The sequence below is a fragment of the Streptomyces sp. NPDC006516 genome, assembly GCF_040611875.1.
In the GTDB taxonomy this organism is placed as follows: Bacteria; Actinomycetota; Actinomycetes; order Streptomycetales; family Streptomycetaceae; genus Streptomyces.
This window is the reverse complement of record NZ_JBEXPD010000011.1, coordinates 286955-303242: the sequence shown is the minus strand read 5'-3', so window position 1 is coordinate 303242 and position 16288 is coordinate 286955. Positions and strand designations below refer to the sequence as shown.

13 protein-coding genes and 1 pseudogene are annotated in these 16288 nt (G+C 70.0%); 4 read left to right on the top strand and 10 right to left on the bottom strand.

Going from position 1 to position 16288, the window contains the following annotated elements; translation table 11 throughout:
• The first annotated feature begins 371 nt into the window (after positions 1-371).
• A complete protein-coding gene (locus ABZY45_RS26930) occupies positions 372-1001 on the top strand; it encodes a hypothetical protein (RefSeq protein WP_356743800.1) in 630 nt (209 codons plus the stop codon).
• Between the two features lie 90 nt (positions 1002-1091).
• On the opposite strand, the pseudogene ABZY45_RS26925 reads toward ABZY45_RS26930, so the two are convergent.
• The 4 genes and pseudogenes from ABZY45_RS26925 to ABZY45_RS26910 form a co-directional block, all read right to left on the bottom strand.
• A pseudogene (locus ABZY45_RS26925) lies at positions 1092-1217 on the bottom strand (IS5/IS1182 family transposase); the annotation flags it as partial.
• A gap of 106 nt (positions 1218-1323) precedes the next feature.
• A complete protein-coding gene (locus tag ABZY45_RS26920) occupies positions 1324-2190 on the bottom strand; it encodes a DUF3592 domain-containing protein (RefSeq protein WP_356743798.1) in 867 nt (288 codons plus the stop codon).
• A gap of 76 nt (positions 2191-2266) precedes the next feature.
• Entirely contained in the window at positions 2267-3376 is a 1110-nt protein-coding gene (locus ABZY45_RS26915) for a hypothetical protein (protein WP_356743796.1), read from the bottom strand.
• 1054 nt (positions 3377-4430) lie between these two features.
• Positions 4431-4871, bottom strand: a complete 441-nt coding sequence (locus tag ABZY45_RS26910) for an ATP-binding protein (RefSeq protein ID WP_356743794.1) — start codon at positions 4869-4871, stop codon at positions 4431-4433.
• Between the two features lie 377 nt (positions 4872-5248).
• On the opposite strand from ABZY45_RS26910, the gene ABZY45_RS26905 reads away from it, so the two are divergent.
• From ABZY45_RS26905 to ABZY45_RS26895, 3 genes are all read left to right on the top strand, one after another.
• Entirely contained in the window at positions 5249-5689 is a 441-nt protein-coding gene (locus tag ABZY45_RS26905; RefSeq protein ID WP_356743792.1) for a hypothetical protein, read from the top strand.
• 390 nt (positions 5690-6079) lie between these two features.
• On the top strand, positions 6080-6469 hold the full coding sequence (locus tag ABZY45_RS26900) for a CU044_2847 family protein (RefSeq protein WP_356743790.1): 390 nt from the start codon (positions 6080-6082) through the stop codon (positions 6467-6469).
• A 16-nt stretch (positions 6470-6485) separates the two neighbouring features.
• Entirely contained in the window at positions 6486-10901 is a 4416-nt protein-coding gene (locus ABZY45_RS26895) for a serine protease (protein ID WP_356743788.1), read from the top strand.
• A 135-nt stretch (positions 10902-11036) separates the two neighbouring features.
• On the opposite strand, the gene ABZY45_RS26890 is transcribed toward ABZY45_RS26895, so the two are convergent.
• From ABZY45_RS26890 to ABZY45_RS26865, 6 genes are all read right to left on the bottom strand, one after another.
• Positions 11037-11975: a MerR family transcriptional regulator gene (locus ABZY45_RS26890; protein WP_356743786.1), complete on the bottom strand. Its 939-nt coding sequence runs from the start codon at positions 11973-11975 to the stop codon at positions 11037-11039.
• 123 nt (positions 11976-12098) lie between these two features.
• Complete coding sequence (locus ABZY45_RS26885; RefSeq protein WP_356743784.1) at positions 12099-12782, bottom strand: maleylpyruvate isomerase family mycothiol-dependent enzyme; 684 nt, start codon at positions 12780-12782, stop codon at positions 12099-12101.
• Positions 12783-13038: 256 nt separating this feature from the next.
• The gene (locus tag ABZY45_RS26880) at positions 13039-13758 is read right to left on the bottom strand and encodes an SGNH/GDSL hydrolase family protein (RefSeq protein ID WP_356743782.1); all 720 of its coding nucleotides are present in this window, start codon (positions 13756-13758) and stop codon (positions 13039-13041) included.
• The gene (locus ABZY45_RS26875; RefSeq protein WP_356743780.1) at positions 13755-14225 is read right to left on the bottom strand and encodes a cupin domain-containing protein; all 471 of its coding nucleotides are present in this window, start codon (positions 14223-14225) and stop codon (positions 13755-13757) included. The genes ABZY45_RS26880 and ABZY45_RS26875 overlap by 4 nt, the downstream gene beginning before the upstream one ends.
• Before the next feature lie 81 nt (positions 14226-14306).
• Positions 14307-15143 carry a helix-turn-helix domain-containing protein gene (locus ABZY45_RS26870; protein ID WP_356743778.1) on the bottom strand — a complete coding sequence of 279 codons (837 nt, stop codon included), beginning with the start codon at positions 15141-15143 and terminating at the stop codon, positions 14307-14309.
• Between the two features lie 334 nt (positions 15144-15477).
• Positions 15478-16152, bottom strand: coding sequence for a TetR family transcriptional regulator (locus ABZY45_RS26865; RefSeq protein ID WP_356743776.1), 675 nt, complete (start codon positions 16150-16152; stop codon positions 15478-15480).
• Positions 16153-16288 lie beyond the last annotated feature (136 nt).

The following is a 16288-nucleotide window of genomic DNA, read 5'->3' as shown; positions in this document are numbered from 1 at the left end:
CCCCCGCTCCCCCGCCTCGATCTGCTGCACCCGCGCCAGCGAAATCCCCAGCGCGGTTGCGATCTTCCGGTACGAGACCGGCGGGTCCTGAGCCCTCAGCGCCATGACCGCGGTCTGCCTGATCTCGCGCAGCCGTGCACCCTGTGCCGGCCACGCGGCGAGCACTGCAAGGACCGTCTGATGGCCCACCGTCCCGCGCAGCCGGTCACCCCCTGTCGGCGTACTCCTCCCGCTGCACCACGGAGTACAGAGGTATGTGCACCAGTGCTCTGGTCGAGTTCTGACCTCTGCCGCCTGCTGGCCCGTCTGCCGGCGCCGTAGGCCAGACTGTCCGGATGGCCGTAGACACAGTGCTCGCATCATCGTTCGGCATGCGTAACTACCTCGTCGATCAGTTCAACCTTGTGCTGCGCAGGCCGGGGATGTACGGCGATGTGGAGCTCGCCGCTTGGATGGCGATAGACCATCTGCTCTTCCTTGAGCAGCGGCCCGAAGTTTGGGGTGACCAGAAGCACGCCTGGGGCGAAGTAGGCCTTTGGCCCCCCACTGGCGTCAAAGGCGCCATCAGTCGTCTGCTTGCATCCGACCACGATGGCAGCGTGGCCTCCGTATACGCGGAGTTCGCATGGCGCCAGGGGTGGCTCAAGCCCGACCGAGTGCTGGACGCCGAGACATACGCGTCAATGCGGAGCGTCATCAGTCCGTGGGCCCAGCACGACCGAGTGTGGGCGGATGTTCTTGCTGCCTTCGGTCCTCCGTCGGTGCTGTTCGGCGGAACCAACCCGCTCTACGGAAAGACCCTCGGTTATGTCACCAAGGACATCGCAGAGCCGATGATCTCCTTCCACCTGTGGAACGGCACCGAGCCTGGATCCGACTCGTCATGGCCCCCGGATCGGGAAGCCCCGTTGCTTCTCGCGGTCCGCTGTGGTGATGGCCCGTTCGCCGATCGATTCACGTTCACACCGCAAGGTCAGCGCCGGCGCCCGGAGATCGCCTGACACCAGTGACGCGCGAACTCAAGTTCAGGCTGCGTCTGTGTTGCGTTCGATGGCGGCAAGTCGGTTCTTGTTGTTCATCGAGCTTCGTCTGCGGTGCCGCTCCAGAGTGAGGACGGCTTTGGTGATGACGCTCATGCGGTTGGGGCCGATGCGGGATCTACGGAAGAGCCGCCAGGACCTCAGCCGGGCCCTGCGCCGTTCGACGGGTGCCCGGGCCGTGCGTCGGCTCTGCGGCACGACGAGGGAGTGACCGGCGATTCGGCGGCGGCTGCCGCCTGACGTCGTACCGGTCGCGGGGCCGGCTCGTCAGGGGCGGTGGGCGTCAGCCCGCGATCAGGATCCCTCCCGCCACGGCCGCAGCGACCCCCACGAGAAGGGCCCCGACAGCGAACGCGATCTCGCCGACGTGGGAGCGGTGCTCGGCGCCGAGGTCTGTGGTGAAGACGACCGGGTTGTCCGGGCGGTAGTGGATCGTGAGGTCCCGGCCGCGCGAGCGGGCGGGATCGCTCAGCCCTACGGTGCGGTAGGCGGTGACGGCGGTGCCGTCGTGGGTGGTGAAGGCGACGACCGGGGTGTGGCTGGTGGCGGTTTCGCCGTCCTCTTCGACGGTGACGTCCTTCAGTACGGCGATGACGCGGCCTGGGACCGGGCCGCCGGAGGCGAGGCCCTCGATGCGTAGGCGTGAGTCGCGTATGGCCCCGGGCAGGTAGGTCGCGCCCAGCAGCGTCCAGGGCACGCCGAAGCCGACGAGGGCCCACGGCCAGCCCCAGTCGATCGAGGCGACGACGACCAGCCCGACGTAGATGAGGAAGACCGCGAAGTTGGGCCAGCCGAGGCCGCTCCGTCCAGCGTCCGGGTCGGTGGTGAAGCGGTAGGCGTGCGGGCGGCCGGGAGGGTAGCGGATGCCGATCTCCCGGCCCGTCCAGGCCGTGCTGATTCGGTCGCCGCACTCGCCGTCGTTGGTGACGGTGAACTCCTGCCCCGTGGCGGGATCGCGGAAGGTGACGACCACGGCGATCCCCTCGCGTCCCGAGCTCCCGTGCCGGGGCTCCGTGACCCGTTCGATCCGGCCCATGACGCGGACCGCCCGCTGGCCGCGAGTCACCCCGGCCAGCGACCGTCCGTATCCGACGAGCGCGACGGCGCCAAGGACGACGCACCACAAGGCCAGATATCCGTGCCAGCCCATCCGTGCTCCTCCTGGTCCTCATAGCCTGCCCCGTCCGGCTCACCCGTTCCGTTCGGGCGCCGGTCCCGTCCGTCTGTCAGCGCGCCGGTACGCGCCGCACGATCTCACCTTGGCCGTTCGCCTCCAACGAGGCGGCGCCGTCGGCGCCGGCCACCCCGACTCTGAGGGTGAGGGCGCCGGACAGGCTCTCGGCGGTGAGCTGCCAGGTCCGCGGGGAGCGGACGCCGAGAGTGGCTCTGGCCTCCCGGACGAGGGCGGGGATGCGCGGGTAGGGCAGCGCGTCCAGGTCGAAGCCGGGTGCCTGCGAGCCCGCAGGGGTGAAGACGACGGTGAGCAGGCGGTCCTGCACGACGACGGTGAGAGCCTCGCGCTTTCTGCCGTCGCCCTTGGTGAGCGAATCGACCGCCAAACGCAGCCGGCCTGCGTCAAACAGGGACTGTCCGGGGCCGAGGGCGACGGTGCCGGACGCCGCCGAGACGATCGTGGTGGACGAGGTGCCGGGGTCGGCGGGCCCAGCGGCCGAGGGGGGCCGGTCGGTAGGGTCGTCCGGGCCGAAGAGGTCGGCTCGGAAGACGAAGACCACGCCGGCCGCGCCGAGCAGCAGGGCGAGGAGGGTGAGGTAGCCGCCGAAGGTGCCGTCCGGGGGCGGCTCGTCGGTCAGGGCCGGGCCGGGCGCTGAATCGATGCGGGCCGCGGTCGCGCGGTCCTCCCATTCCGGTGTCGGGCGCTTCACCAGCTTCACCGCCCACGGCTGGTGCGGTGGGTACTGGACGACGACGATGCCGCCTGGTTTGTAGTCGGGCAGGTCGACGAGATTGACGGACTGGGTGGACTCGACGCGGTACGCCGGTCCGCCGTCCGGGGCGACGGTGAGGTCGAAGCGGACGGGCACGTCGCTGGTCTCCCCGCCGGTGGCGCGCAGGCTCTCGATCTTGGCGAGCGTGGTACGGGGGACGATGTTCGCCTCGCGTGCGCGCTCGGGCGCCCCAGCGGCGAGGACCAGCAGTCCGTAGGCGATGGGGACGGCCAAGCCGCCGACCAGCAGGGGAACTCGTTCGAGGACAGTGCCGACGACGAGTGCGGCGAGCGAGCTCCCGATCACCGCGCCCGTGAGGACCCCGCGGGTGAGGTCGAGGGGGGTGCGGCGCGTCGGCGGTGCGCTCGGAGGGGCCGGCGTGATCGTCATACCGAGATTGTGGCGGCCCGGGCCGCAGCCCGGTAGGCGTCCGGGCGCCCTTCTCTCTCCTCCCAACGACGTTTCCAGGGACGGATGTTGTCACCTCCCAGGCAACACAGGCAGGTGGCCGATTACGAGGACCGTTCCCGGCACCGGGAAACCGCGACTACTCGGCCACGCCGATGAGCGCGTCCCCGAGTCGGCCCCGGGTCGGCCGCAGCCGCGCGACACCCCGTTCGACGAGTTGATCGAAACGATCATCGCCCCCAACAGGGCAGTACGCCCCGCAGACCTGATCACCCATGACGCTTACGTCAACTGATCGGACATCCCGATCACGTACGCACCCACCAGGCGACCGTCCTCGCCTTCCACGTCACCGGCCTCGAACAGCGCTACCCGGCCGCCGGGGACGTCAGCGTGGCCCTTGCCCGGGTTGCTGTCACCGCCATCGGCCGTAGTCAGGGAGCGTTTGCACCGTTGCCTCTTCAGGGGGAGGACAGGTCCAGGCGGAGAAGGAGCGGCTGGTCGGCATCAGGGACGATCACGGTTGCTGGTCCTGCGCCTCGGACCCGAGGGCGGTGGCGGGCCGCCTGTTACGACGCACTCCACCACGGGCACGTTCCGGGAGGTCACAAGGTGCGGTGGAACGGTCGCCAACGTGGCGACTGCCGAGGCGGCGCCAAGCCGGTCCCGAAGCAACCCGCCAGCTCGCCGCCGCCACTGGCCGACGGTCAGATCCCACTCCGTGCCGACCAAGATCCGGGCCATACGCGGACCAGCCGCCTGCAGCTTGGCCGCATAGTGGCCGTTTCCGTTGGTCAGGGGCCATGCGAGGCGTGTACCACCAGCAGACGAAGAATTTGCTGGTGAGCTACTCCCCCAAGAAGCTCGGCTTCTTCTGACAGCACGGAAGAAGGCACCCGACCCGGGGTTTCCCGGGGGCGGGTGCCTTCTCGGAGCGCTGGAGCCTACTGGAAAGAGCCAGGTCAAGCCCCTGTCCGCAGCGACGAACGGGCTGATCGTCCTCGTCCTCCACCCATGGTTCGCTTCCGCCCACAGCTCAGCTGATGTCCCCACCATGCCCGGGCTTCGGAGCGCCCGGCGGCACGAAGCACGCGGTGACAGTCTTGCCCGACGCCTGCGGATGCGTGGCCCAGCCGTCGGACAGCGCGTCGACGATGGCCATTCCGCGTCCTCCGGTCGTCGTGAGGTCCTCGGGCTGCTTGGCGGGGGGCAGGGGGTCGGAGTCGTGGACACTCACATGCAGGCAGTGGCTGTCCCAAGTCAGAACCAGCTGGGCGTCGCTGTGCGCGTGCACGTGTGCGTTGGTGACCAGTTCGGAAACACTGAGCAGTATCGCGTCCACCATCTCGGGGGCATCCCTTGTCCATTCCAGGGAGGCCAGGTGCTCACGCGTCCACCGGCGGCCGGCCCGCACACCTTGCGAGACTGGAAACGACTGAGCCCATCCCACCGCGCGCAGTGATGTGTCCTTCGTCATCGTCCCTCCCTTAGTCGGCGCTCCTCACCCACCTACCCCCGTCTTCGAGGAACACCCTCGCGCCCGCGGCCCAGGACCGGGCCCCGACCTGAAGCCACAGCGAATCAAGGTCTTTCCGTCGGGCGTAGGGGCACACACCTCGCCCCTGAGAGGCACTCCATGCCCGAACCGCGCCACCTGCCCGGCCGGCGCATTCGTCCTGCGGCCACCACGACCCACGCACTCAGGACCATGCTCCGGACTGCCGAATCCCCGTGACCAGCGACGAGATCCAACGACTGCCAGCGCCTGTGGGGGGCGGGTTCGTACAGTGGGCATGGAGCCCTTGCCACGGCCCTCGTGCGTGGGACAGAGGCCGGGCAGGCTAGTTTGCTCGGATGAGTCTCCTTGATGATGTGGCCGAACGCGACGGCTGGCGATGCTGGGTGTGTGACGAAGCGGTCGACCCCCACGAGTCGGTGAACGACCCGCGAGGGCCCAGCGTCGACAGCCGGACTGCCGACCGGAAGGCCAAGGTCGTCGAGCGGCTCGCGCACCGTGGATGCAACACCCGCAAGGGCGCGGTCAAGGTGGCCATCGCCTGGCCGGACAGCCTGTACGTGGTCGAACCCGCGCCCCTGATCACCGTAGCCGGGAGGCTTGAGCGCAAGGGGGGCCGCGAGATGGTGGGCCGTTGTCCGACCGAGCGGGACGCCCAGAAGACGGCGGATTGGCTGGTGGACCGGTTCTCCCGACTGGTACCAGGGCTACCGGTGACCGCCGACATCGAGCCGGGCGGCGGCCAGTTCCTCGTCATCCTGTCCACCGGCCGCCGCTGACCCTCACCCGCCTACACGCACGTCGAGCTGAGCGCTGCCGCCACCGGCGTCCGGGTAGGGAACGTGCCGTTCAGCGGCAGGTTCACCTGGTCGAATCGGCCGCCCGGGGTGGGTCGGCCCGGGCGGGGGTGGAGTGGACCTTCTGGTCCGACCGAGGCGATCGCCTGGTCGGCGGCGAGCCGCTTGGCCTTGGTGCTGCTGAACTCGGCGGCGTGACCGTTCGACGCCGACGTGTGCGCTTGATCGGCCCCGCCGTGGCCCGCGGTCAGCTTCTTGCCCTGCGTCGCGGACGCGCCGAACCGGCCCCCTCCAGCGCGACTAGGCAGCCCTCGGGAACCGCCTCGGCCGCTCTCGCTACGATCTCCAACTCCCGAACATTGGAGTACCGCCATGAACGAACGGCCTGTCCACACGGTGGAAGTGCCCCTGGGCAACGGCGCCGGCGCCGACGACCGAACCGTCCGCGTCCAGATCCGCGAGGTGGACGAGGCACTCATCCGTGTGGGGCGGGGCGGCCGCACCGTGGCACGGGCCGAGCGGACGCTCGGGGAGATGCTGGACACCGTACGTCCCGTGGCGGAGAGCTTCGTGGGCCGGTTCTCCGGGATGGCGCAGGCCCCGGACGAAATCACCCTGGAGTTCGGGGTGTCCTTGTCCGCCGAGGCGGATGTCGTCATCGCCAGCACCGCGACGGCAGCCAATTTCTCCGTCACCCTGACCTGGAACAGGAGCGACAGGGCGGGCACGGACGCCGATACTGTGGGACAGCAGCACAGTTGATACGGGTGGGGGCCCAGTGACACACGGACCGCGGGGCAGGGACGGGGACGACCGCCGGGCGACCCCGGAACGCACGGCGGGCCGCCCCGACCCCGCGTATGGCCCCGAGTCGGCTCTCGCCGCCGCTGTCGTCCGCGTCAAGGGCCGGGACGGCGTCGTCGCCGGTGCGGGCTTCCTGGTCTCCGACGATCTCGTGCTCACCTGCGCCCACGTGGTCTCCGACGCCCTCGACCGGCCCCGGGAGGACGCGGTCGAGCCCGGGGCCGAGGTCGCCGTCGACCTGCCGCTGGCCGGGGGCGCCGGGAGCGCGTACGACGGCGGTGACCGTACGGCCGAAGTGCGGCGCTGGATACCCGTCGCGCCCGACCGGACCGGTGACATGGCCCTCCTGCGGCTGCGGGACCTGATACCCGGCGCACGGCCGCTGCCCCTGGCCGATCCCGCGGAGGGCGTGTGGCACCACCACGCCCGTGCGGTGGGGTTCACCGACGACCACCCCGGCGGCATCTGGCACAGCGGGACGTTCCGGGGGCCGACCCGGGAGGGATGGGTCCAGCTCTCGCGGGGCGACGGCGAGAGCGTCTACGTCGAGCGGGGCTTCAGCGGCAGTCCCGTGTGGAACGACGAACTCGGCGCGGCCGTCGGCCTGATGGTGGCCGCTGAGCACGGACGCGAGGCCCAGCAGGCGTTCGCCCTGCGGACCCGTACGCTGCTGGACGCGCTGCCCGAACTCGTCCCCCTCGTCACCCCGCCCACCCCGTTCCGCGGTCTCGCCGCTTTCCAGGAGGCCGACGCCGACGTCTTCTTCGGGCGGGACGACGACATCGAGAAGGTTCTCGTCGCGTTGCGGGGCAGCCGGCCGGCCGTCACTCTGTGCGGCCCCTCGGGCTGCGGCAAGTCCTCGCTGGCGTTGGCCGGAGTGGTGCCGAGGATGCGGGAGGCGGGATACGCCGTCCTGGTCGTCAACGCCGGACACATCTCTTCCCTCCGCCACGCCCTTGCCACCAGGCTGTACGAGCTCCACGAGGCGGAGAGGGGGAAAGGGGCGGACGGCCCCGCCGCGGTGCGGAGCGCCGAGCACGTGGCGACCCTGCTGGGCGAGTGGACTTTCGCCGACGTCCTCCACCGCGTTCTCGGGAGCACCGGCGGCCGGGTCCTCGTGGTCGTGGACCAGGCCGAAGCCCTTCTCGACCGTTCCGAGGCCGATCTGGCGGAGGCCGTCGGCCTGCTCTTTCCGCAGGGCCGGCCGGAGGGCGTCCGCGTTCTGCTCACCCTCCGAGCCGACTTCGTGGACGCGGCGCTCAACCATGCCGCCTTGGGACCGGCGTTGAGGGACGGGTTCGTCGCGCTCACCCCGATGTCGGAGGCCCAGCTCGCGAAGGTGATCGGCGAGCCGGTCAGACGGGTGTCGTCCGTGGCGTACGACCCCGGGCTGGAGGAACGCATCCGGAAGGACGCCGGGGGTGCGCCCGGCATCCTGCCCCTGCTCGGCTTCGTCCTCGGCCGGCTGTGGGAGCGGCAGTCCGGGGGCCGACTGCGCCTCGCGACGTACGAAGAGATCGGCGGGGTGTCCGGCGCTCTGGCACGCCACGCGGAGCAGGCGTGGCGGGAGTGTGTACGCCCGGAGGACGAGGCCGACGCGCTGCGGCTGCTCACCGGGCTCGTCCGCGTGCTGCCCGGCAGCGAGGCCCCGCTGCGCCGCATGATCACCCGCGAGGAGGCGGGTGAGACGCGGTGGCGGATCGCCCGCGCACTGGCCGAACGGCGGCTGCTGGTGCTGCGCGGGAAGAAGGGCGAGCCGCAGACGGCCGAGCTCGCCCACGAAGCCCTCACCAGCGCCTGGCCGACGCTCGCCGGCCAGGTGCGCGCTGACAGCGATCTGCTGGCGGCCCGTGCGGAGCTGCGCCACGACCTCGAGCGGTGGGAGGCGTCGGGGCGCTCCCCGGATCTGCTGCCCGGCACGATCCATCTGGCTTCGCTGACACGCCGGTTACAGGCACGGGAAGGTGAACTGTCCTTCGAGGAACGCACGTTCATCGGCCTCGCTGCGAGGCGACAGCGGCGCCGCCGGATCTGGCTGCGGGTCGCCTGGGGCGCCGCCGCGCTGGTCCTCGTGCTCATCGCCGGGCTCGGCACCTTCCTCGTCCAGCAGTCACGGGTCAGCGCGGAGCGGGAGGCGGAAGGGCGGTCGCGGTCGCTGGCGACCCTCTCGGACGAGCTGGCGCAGCGGGACCCGGGGGGCGCCGCCCTGGTCGCCATGGCGGCCCACGACCTCTCCCCCACCCAGGAGGCCGGCAACGCCCTGCTGCGCCGCTACGACCACTTCGTGCAGGACCGGTGGGCCCTGACCCCGGCTGAGGCACGGGTGGACCGGGTGGCGGCGAGCACGGACGGCCGAGTGGTCCTCGTGACGACCAGGCTCGGCGGGTCGGGGAACTCCAAGGGGGGTGTGGTGCTCTTCGTCCGGGGGGCGGGCGAGCGCATCGTGCGCGCCCGGCTCCCTCTCGCCGAGGGCGCCTTCTTCCCGATGGTCAGCCGGGACGGCCGCAGGATCGCCTACCTGTCGACGAAGGCCGGTGGCACCTTGTTCTGGCACGATGTGGACCGCACGGGTAAGAACGAGGCGGCGGTGCTGGGGCCGGAACGCAGCCTCGTCGGCGCTGAATTCGGGTACGAGGGGGCGGCGCTTTCCTCAGGCCTGGGCCGAGCGGATCTCTCCCCGGATGCCGGTGAGGTCGTGACGTCGGCGAACGGGCGCGTGAAGCTTCGAGAGCTGGCGACAGGCCGGGAGCGGAAGCTGCCTGGCCGGACGCCCCCGGTGGACGGGGTGTGGTTCGGGCCGGACGGGAACACACTCGTGGCTCAGCAACAGGCCGGCACCGGGCAGAGCACGGCGCAAGAGCCGTCCCTCGTGGCGATCGACCCCGGGACCGGAAGGTCGCGGAAACTGGCGGACGGCGTGCCTGCGACGTCTCCCCGTCTCGCCCTGTCCGGCAACGGCGCGGTACTGGTCGTCTGCCGGGAGTCGCGGCTGGGGAAGGATGTCACGTACGAGGCCTTCCGGGTCGCGGACGGACAGGCGTTGACCCGGTACCGGCCGGGCAGGTTCAGCACCTCGTGCAAGCCCATCGCGATCGACGGGACCGGGGAACACTTCGCGGTGAGCAGACTGCAGACCGCGTGGGCTCTGGTCGGGACACGCCCCGGAGCCGCGGTGCGGCAGATCGAAGGACCCGGAACTCAGCTGGAGGACGACGACCTGTCCCTCGTAGGCGATCCGGCGAACCCCGTCCTGATCATCTGGGACGAGACCTCGGTGATCGGGCGGCCCTTGATCACGGACCCGCTCAACGCCGACGGCCCTCCGGCGCTGCTCGGCGGCACCGCCTGGGGCGAGGAGGAGGAAATGCTGGTCCGGATGGGCGACCGGGCCGACACTCTGGGCATCGTACGCATGGACGCGGACGGCTCGACGACCTTCGAGAAGACGGTCAGGCGTCCGCCGAGGGACGACCCGTCGACGTTCGTCGGTATCGCACCCGGCATAGAGGTGAACCAGGCCGCGACGCTGGCAGCCGACCTCATCGGATGGAACAAGGTCCGCATCTGGGAGCTCCCTTCCCTGCGGACCGTCACCGACATCACCGTCCGCATGCCGCCTCCCGATGGCGGCCCCGATGCGCCGAAGGAAGGTGTGGGGCTGCATCTCGGGCCCGGGGACGAGCTGTTGACCGTCTCCGGCTCCACCATCGAGCACTGGAACGCCCGGGACGGCCGGCGCCTGTCGAAAGCCCTCGACGTCCGGGACCTGGGGCTCACGGCGACTGACCGACCGGACTTCACCGCCTCCTTCCACCCGGAGCCGGGTCACGTACAGCTCTCGGTGCGCGGTGACAGGTTCCTCCGCGCGTTCTCTCTCCGCACAGGCCGGGAAAACGAAAAACTGCGCATCGAGCTGGGTCCGGAGGCTGACTCCGCCGTTCTCGACCGGACCGGGAAGTTCGCCGCCGTTCAGACCAAGGGGTCCATGATGGAACTGTGGTCGGTCGGGCGAACGGGAAGGCCCCCGCAGCGAGTGCTCGGACCGATGGGGCCCCTGAACCCCTGGGAGTACCAGCAGGGCTTCCAGGACGACAGCTCGGTACATTTCCTCGCCAACGGGAACTTCATACGGTTCCAGGACGCGGCGGACCCCGAGGGCCGCGGCGAGTCCTACGTGTTCGCGGAGGAGCAGGAGTTCCTGGCGGTCTCCCGCGACGGCAGGACCCTGCTTCGTACCGTCGACGAGAACACCGTGGGCATCCTCCACCTCGACCCGGCGCTCTGGAAGAAGGAGCTGTGCGACATCCTCGGCCGAGACCTCTCCGAGGAGGAACGCCGGGGCCTACCCAGCTGGCTGCCGGACCGGGTCTGCCCGCCGGGCGGCCGCTGACAAAGGCCGGCCCGTCAAGAGATCTGCGGGGCGTCCCGGGCATGGTCGACAGCGGTGAACCACGCGGGCCGCTGCCGGATCATATGCACCAGCGCCTCGGTCTGACCTCGGCGACAGCTGGTCCATGCCGCCCCGTCATCCCTGTGTCCGAGCCCGCAGAGCGTCGACGGCCCAGTCGAGCACCGGCCGCAAGCTCTCCGGACCCGGCCAGCCGTTGATCACCGCAAGCAGCGAGGAGAACCGTTCTCTGCGAGGGTCATTCATACGTTCCAGCCGGACCAGGAGCTGCTCCCGCGACTTGGCATCGTCACGACGGCCGAGGAGATGCGCGCAGCGGTTCATGAGGACCGTGACGATCGGATCGGCCTGGAGCGAAGCTGGTTCGACACCCGCTGCCACGGCCGGCGCGATCTGGTCACGGACGATCGCCGCCAAATCGTTGTGCAGCGCGGGTGGACCACCCTGGATGAACCCGGCCGTCTGCTCCTGGACCAGACGTCGTACGAGGGCGCGGAAGTCTGGGTCCTGCGACAGCTCGGCCAGTTCCACCCACGCCTGGACCTGTTCCGTATCGGGGTTGTCCGGCAGTTCCGGAGTCATCGAGCGCATGACTCCCGTGAGCATGGAGCTGGTACCCACACCGCCGAAGGCCGCGTCGAGGAAGTCACCGACCAGTTCTCGGCGTTCGGCTTCGGGGAGCTTGGCCAGTTCGTGCATCAGATGTGTCTCCTCGGGGGTGGCCCCGCGCTTCGCCACGGCGGTCAGCACCGCACGCCGCAGCCGCAGGATTCGGATCTGGACGTCCAACGCGTCGGCATGTACCGCGGCGACCTCCGGCAGTGCGAGTTCCCGGTCCATGACCTTCCGGATGGCGGCAAGGTCCAGTCCCAGGTCGCGCAGGGTCCGCACCAAACCCAGTCGTGCGACGGCGTCGTTGTCGTAGAGGCGGTAGCCTGCCGGGCTGCGGCCGGCGGGCGGTATGAGTCCGCAGTCGGAGTAGAACCGGATGGTCTTGACCGTGGTACCAGTCCGTCGGGCCAGCTCGCCGATCGAGTGGAGCGTGTGGCCGTTCATGTCCCCACCCTCCGGTCTCCCCCTGCTGGAGACTCAAGCTCGTGCATTCGCGACGGTGGGACTCTCACAATTGGCAGCACTCATTCCGGGCAGAGATGATCTCGTTGCAGCGGCGCGCAGGTGTCAGCCCAGGGCCAGCCATCGGATGCCGAGCTGTTCGACCTTCGCAGTCTCTGACGCGTCCAACGGCTCGCGGCCGGTAGCCTTGCGCAGGAAACGCGCCCGGCTCCAACCCAACGCGACGGCGGCCTCAGTCTGCTCTGCGCCGAGAAGCAGCTCCAGCACGGCGTCACCGGCTGCCGAGGTGAGCCAGGGTTCGCGGCCGAGCGCATCAGCCAGGTCGATGCCGTGGACAGCGACTTCGACGACTCGGGTGAGCAGGAACTCCGACAGGAGCATGGCGTCACCATGACGCGTCCACACAGTACGGCCGGCCGGCTGGACCTGGCACAGCTGGTCGACCCGCCGCCAGGTCGCGGTGAAGTCCTCGGCGAAGGTGGCACCGTCAGCCGGCTCTGCTGCCCGGTTCCGAGCCAGAGTTATCCGGGCACCGTTGGTCTGGGGTGAAAAGCGGTCATCCGGTCGGTAGTACTCCGCTGCGGAGATCCTGGCCTCCCCTGGGGCCGGTGCGTCCAGCATGCCCGGTAGCCAGTCGATCACGACGCACACGTGCCCGAGCAGGTCACGTACAGTCCAGGGGGTGCAGCGTGTCGGGAGGCTCCATTCAGCCTCGGGCAGTCCCGACACGGCAGCAGTGAGCGCCCCGGATTCTTGACGGAACGCTTCGAGCACACGGTCCAGATTCATGTCGGTGACGCTATCAACCGGGCGCGATCAGGCGTCCGGTCGCCTTGACCTGCAGCTCTGCACGCGGGGTTCTCGACGGCGCAGACTCGTCCGCCGATATGAGTCGTCCCGTCAGGGCCAGCGGCCGCCGTGATCTGCGACCCGCGCCTCGGACGAGCAGCACCCGGCGTCTTCCCGATCGGCACCGAGCCGCTGCCCGAGGCCGTACCACCTCCGCTCGGTAGAGGGCATCCGGCTGACCGCGTGCCGGAACCGGCTACGCGCTCTGGGTCAGCAGACCGGCGTCGATGACCTCAGCGATGAGGGTCGCGCCGCGGCTGTTCTGGTGGATGTGGTCGGTCGTGAGCAGGAGACCTCGCCGTCGCGAGATCGTGTCGAGGCTGCGGCGCAGCACTGCGTGCTGGAGGAGGACGCCGATGACCGCTGCGGGTGTCACCTCCCGGTATGAAGTCGGCGGCGGGTCCGCTTGGCGCAGTTCCTCGATCTGGCGTTCGTGGAGCGGAAGGTAGACCACCTTGTTGGTGGCGGCGACCTCGGCGATCATCCGGCTGTACGCCTGTGATGCCTGTGCCGCTGCCGCGTCGAGTTGTTGGCCGAGTACCGGTAGCGACAGCAGGCCGATCGTCGCGTCGGTCTCCGTTCGCAGCCGTGCGACGACGGCTCCCAGGCACTCTTGGAACCAGCCTGCTGACGGGTGAACGGGGAGCTGCTTGCGCTTCATGACCTGCTCGACGGGGTAGCCGGCAAGGCTCGCTCGGGCGTCATTGGTCCCGATCAACACGGTGATCACATCGGGTGGGTTCGTGACGACGGCATCGAGGCGCTGCAGGAGGTTGTACGCGAAGTCGCCGTTGGCGCCGAAACGGGCAAGCCGCACGTCACCGGGAGGGCGGCGTCGTTCGAGAAGATCCAGGTAGTCGACGCTGAACTGGGCGCGGGTGAGGCTGTCGCCGAGGCACGCGACGCGCGTCGTCACGGCGCTTCCTCCGGCTTGGGCGTGCCGACGTGTTCGGTCGGGTCGGTGCCGGTCCGAGGGCGGTGGTCGGTGCCGAGGGTCGCGGTGATGGACAGGATGGACGTCGGCCCCGCCATGTCGACCACGTGCCATACCCCGGCCGGGTTGATGATGGCCTCGCCCGGCCCGAGCAGAACGCGGTCGGGCAGCCCGTCCACGTCGCGGGTGACCGTCACGGAACCGGTGAGGCAGACGACCAGTTCGTCGCCTGCGGGGTGGCTCTCCCAGTGGTCGCCGGGCCCGTCGCCGTCGAAGATCATCACCATCCGGCCCTCGGCGCCGTCTGCCGCGACGGCGGCGCTGTACGACTGGAGCACCTCCGGGTCCCAGGTGAAGCCCTCGACGGGTTTCGCTCTCGATCCCAGTCCGAGGTGCACGGGGGTCTTCCGCAGGTCCATGGCATTGCGTTCGTTGTGGACGAGTCTCATGCCGACGATCGTCCACGCCGGTGACCGGGCGGTCTTGAAGAAAAGGGAAGAGAAGCAGGCACGACGGGCAGACGGTGGCGGTCACCCGGCTCCGAGGAGGACTTCGCCGCGGCGCCAGGCCGTCGGCGGCCGGCCCGTGAACTCGCGCCAGTCCCGGACGAGATGGGCCTGGTCGGCGTAGCCGGAGACGGTTGCCACCTCGCTCCACGGGAGCGGGTCCTGCGCCGCCGCCAGTTCGTGCGCGTGCTCGAAGCGCAGGACGCGGGCGAAGGTCTTCGGCGACAGGCCCACCTCACCGCGAAACCGCTCGGTGAGATACCGACGGCTCCAGCCGAGTTCCGCGGCGACCGCACCAACCTGGACGCAACCCCGCGCGGCGACGAGGCGGCGCCATGCCTCGGCCACCTCGGGGCGCACCCGACGCCCCCGGTCGCCGCAGGCGTCACGGCCGACAGCTCGGAGGAGCAATTCGTCCAGCACGGTGAACCGCGCCGCCCATGTTGTCGCCGATCGGAGCCGGTCGGCCAGCTCGACGGCATGCGCTCCGAGAAGCTCGTCGAGTGGGACCAGTCGGTGGGCGAGCTCGGCGGCCGGCATGCCGTAGATGGCCCGGGCGCCGAGCGGTGTCAGCGATACCTGAACACCTTGCTGGCGTCCGTCGTGGTGAATCGCGACGGACCGGCACATCAGACCGCCGGCCACGCTGCCGAATCGGGTGACCGGTGACCCGTCGTCGACGCCCGCCGCCACCTCCAAAGGGTCTGACAGGCTGATCACCGCAGTGAGCGCACGGCTCGGCGGGCCGCAGTGCACCCCCGTGGGGAACCCGCGGAGGTCGAAACCGACATACGAGTCGACGTACTCCCGTAAGGCGTGCGCCGGACGTGCACCGATCCCGGTGGCCGTGTGGTCCTCCATTTTCGTCAGTGTACGAGCCGCCGGCCCATCACAGTCCGTGGCATCGGCCGCCGACTCCAGCTCATCACGGCTCGGGCAGCGGAACAGATGCTGCAGTACGCCATCCCGCGCAGGCAAGGGTCGGCCACCATCGGTGGCGCGCCGGTTCTTCGTCGGGCACGCGGTCCGGATCGACTTCGTCCGCGGCTTCCGGCGCGGGCCCCCGCAAGCCGGTCAGCGGCTTCTGGGTGAAGTACCCACGTTCCACTGCGATCCCACCGAATTCGTGGACGGCACACGAGCCGACAGTTCGCCCCCTGGGGCCCTCGCCGTGCAGTGCGTGGTCGACGCGGTCTCAGGCGGAGGCGCGGGCGATGGTGCCCACGGTGAGCGTGGCCAGCATCTCCTGCAGGGCAGTCACGAAGTTCAGCTTGAACGCGGTGAGTGAGGGATCGGCTTCGTAGGCGGCGAGCATCGCCGGGGAGGGCCGCGCGTGTGTCCACACGGCGCCGACCGCCATGATCATGGCTGCGGTCAACTGCGGTGCGCTGTCACCCAGCTCAGGAAGGTGCTGGTGGGTCAACGCCGCGATGTCTGCGACGTTGGCCACGGCTGCGCGCTTATGGCGGGCGGCCACCTGCGGAGAAACGTTGTGTTCCAGTACGCCCGCCTGCGCGCTCAGCAGGTCACACAGGACCCGGCGCTGGGCGAGGGAGCCCGCGATGACGGCGGCGAACTGCTCTGCGCGCCGGCTCACCGGAGCGTCCTGGTCGGTGCCGGCGTGCGCCAGGGCAGGCAGGTCGGCCACCCACTGCCGCCAGGCACGGTCGAGCAGCTCCAGCAGGATCGCCTCACGTGATTCGAAGTAGCGCAGCACATTGGACTTCGCCAGCCCGACGCGCCGGCTCAGCTCGTTCAGGCTGATCTCGCCGATGGGCATCTCATCCAGCATGGCGGCGGTGGTGTCGAGGATGGCCCGGCGCCGGATCTCACGCTGCTCCTCACTGCGCGCGCGCTGGAAGTTCGTCATGCCCCCAGCTTACAGACTGCCGGTCTTTTGACATCAGACCGGCGGTCTCCTACGTTGGGGTCGCAGCTGAACAGACCACCGGTCTGAAAGGGGGCAGGTCTTGGGCTGGGCACCAGGGCCGACGCCCTTCATCGAC

Excerpts from the sequence above, each read along its gene's own strand:
- ABZY45_RS26890 (WP_356743786.1), bottom strand. The coding sequence starts at position 11,975 with ATGAACGGCCACACGCTCCACTCGATCGGCGAGCTGGCCCGACGGACT.
- ABZY45_RS26915 (WP_356743796.1), bottom strand. The coding sequence starts at position 3,376 with ATGACGATCACGCCGGCCCCTCCGAGCGCACCGCCGACGCGCCGCACC.
- ABZY45_RS26920 (WP_356743798.1), bottom strand. The coding sequence starts at position 2,190 with ATGGGCTGGCACGGATATCTGGCCTTGTGGTGCGTCGTCCTTGGCGCC.
- ABZY45_RS26905 (WP_356743792.1), top strand. The coding sequence starts at position 5,249 with ATGAGTCTCCTTGATGATGTGGCCGAACGCGACGGCTGGCGATGCTGG.
- ABZY45_RS26910 (WP_356743794.1), bottom strand. The coding sequence starts at position 4,871 with ATGACGAAGGACACATCACTGCGCGCGGTGGGATGGGCTCAGTCGTTT.
- ABZY45_RS26930 (WP_356743800.1), top strand. The coding sequence starts at position 372 with ATGCGTAACTACCTCGTCGATCAGTTCAACCTTGTGCTGCGCAGGCCG.
- ABZY45_RS26865 (WP_356743776.1), bottom strand. The coding sequence starts at position 16,152 with ATGACGAACTTCCAGCGCGCGCGCAGTGAGGAGCAGCGTGAGATCCGG.
- ABZY45_RS26875 (WP_356743780.1), bottom strand. The coding sequence starts at position 14,225 with ATGAGACTCGTCCACAACGAACGCAATGCCATGGACCTGCGGAAGACC.
- ABZY45_RS26900 (WP_356743790.1), top strand. The coding sequence starts at position 6,080 with ATGAACGAACGGCCTGTCCACACGGTGGAAGTGCCCCTGGGCAACGGC.
- ABZY45_RS26885 (WP_356743784.1), bottom strand. The coding sequence starts at position 12,782 with ATGAATCTGGACCGTGTGCTCGAAGCGTTCCGTCAAGAATCCGGGGCG.
- ABZY45_RS26870 (WP_356743778.1), bottom strand. The coding sequence starts at position 15,143 with ATGGAGGACCACACGGCCACCGGGATCGGTGCACGTCCGGCGCACGCC.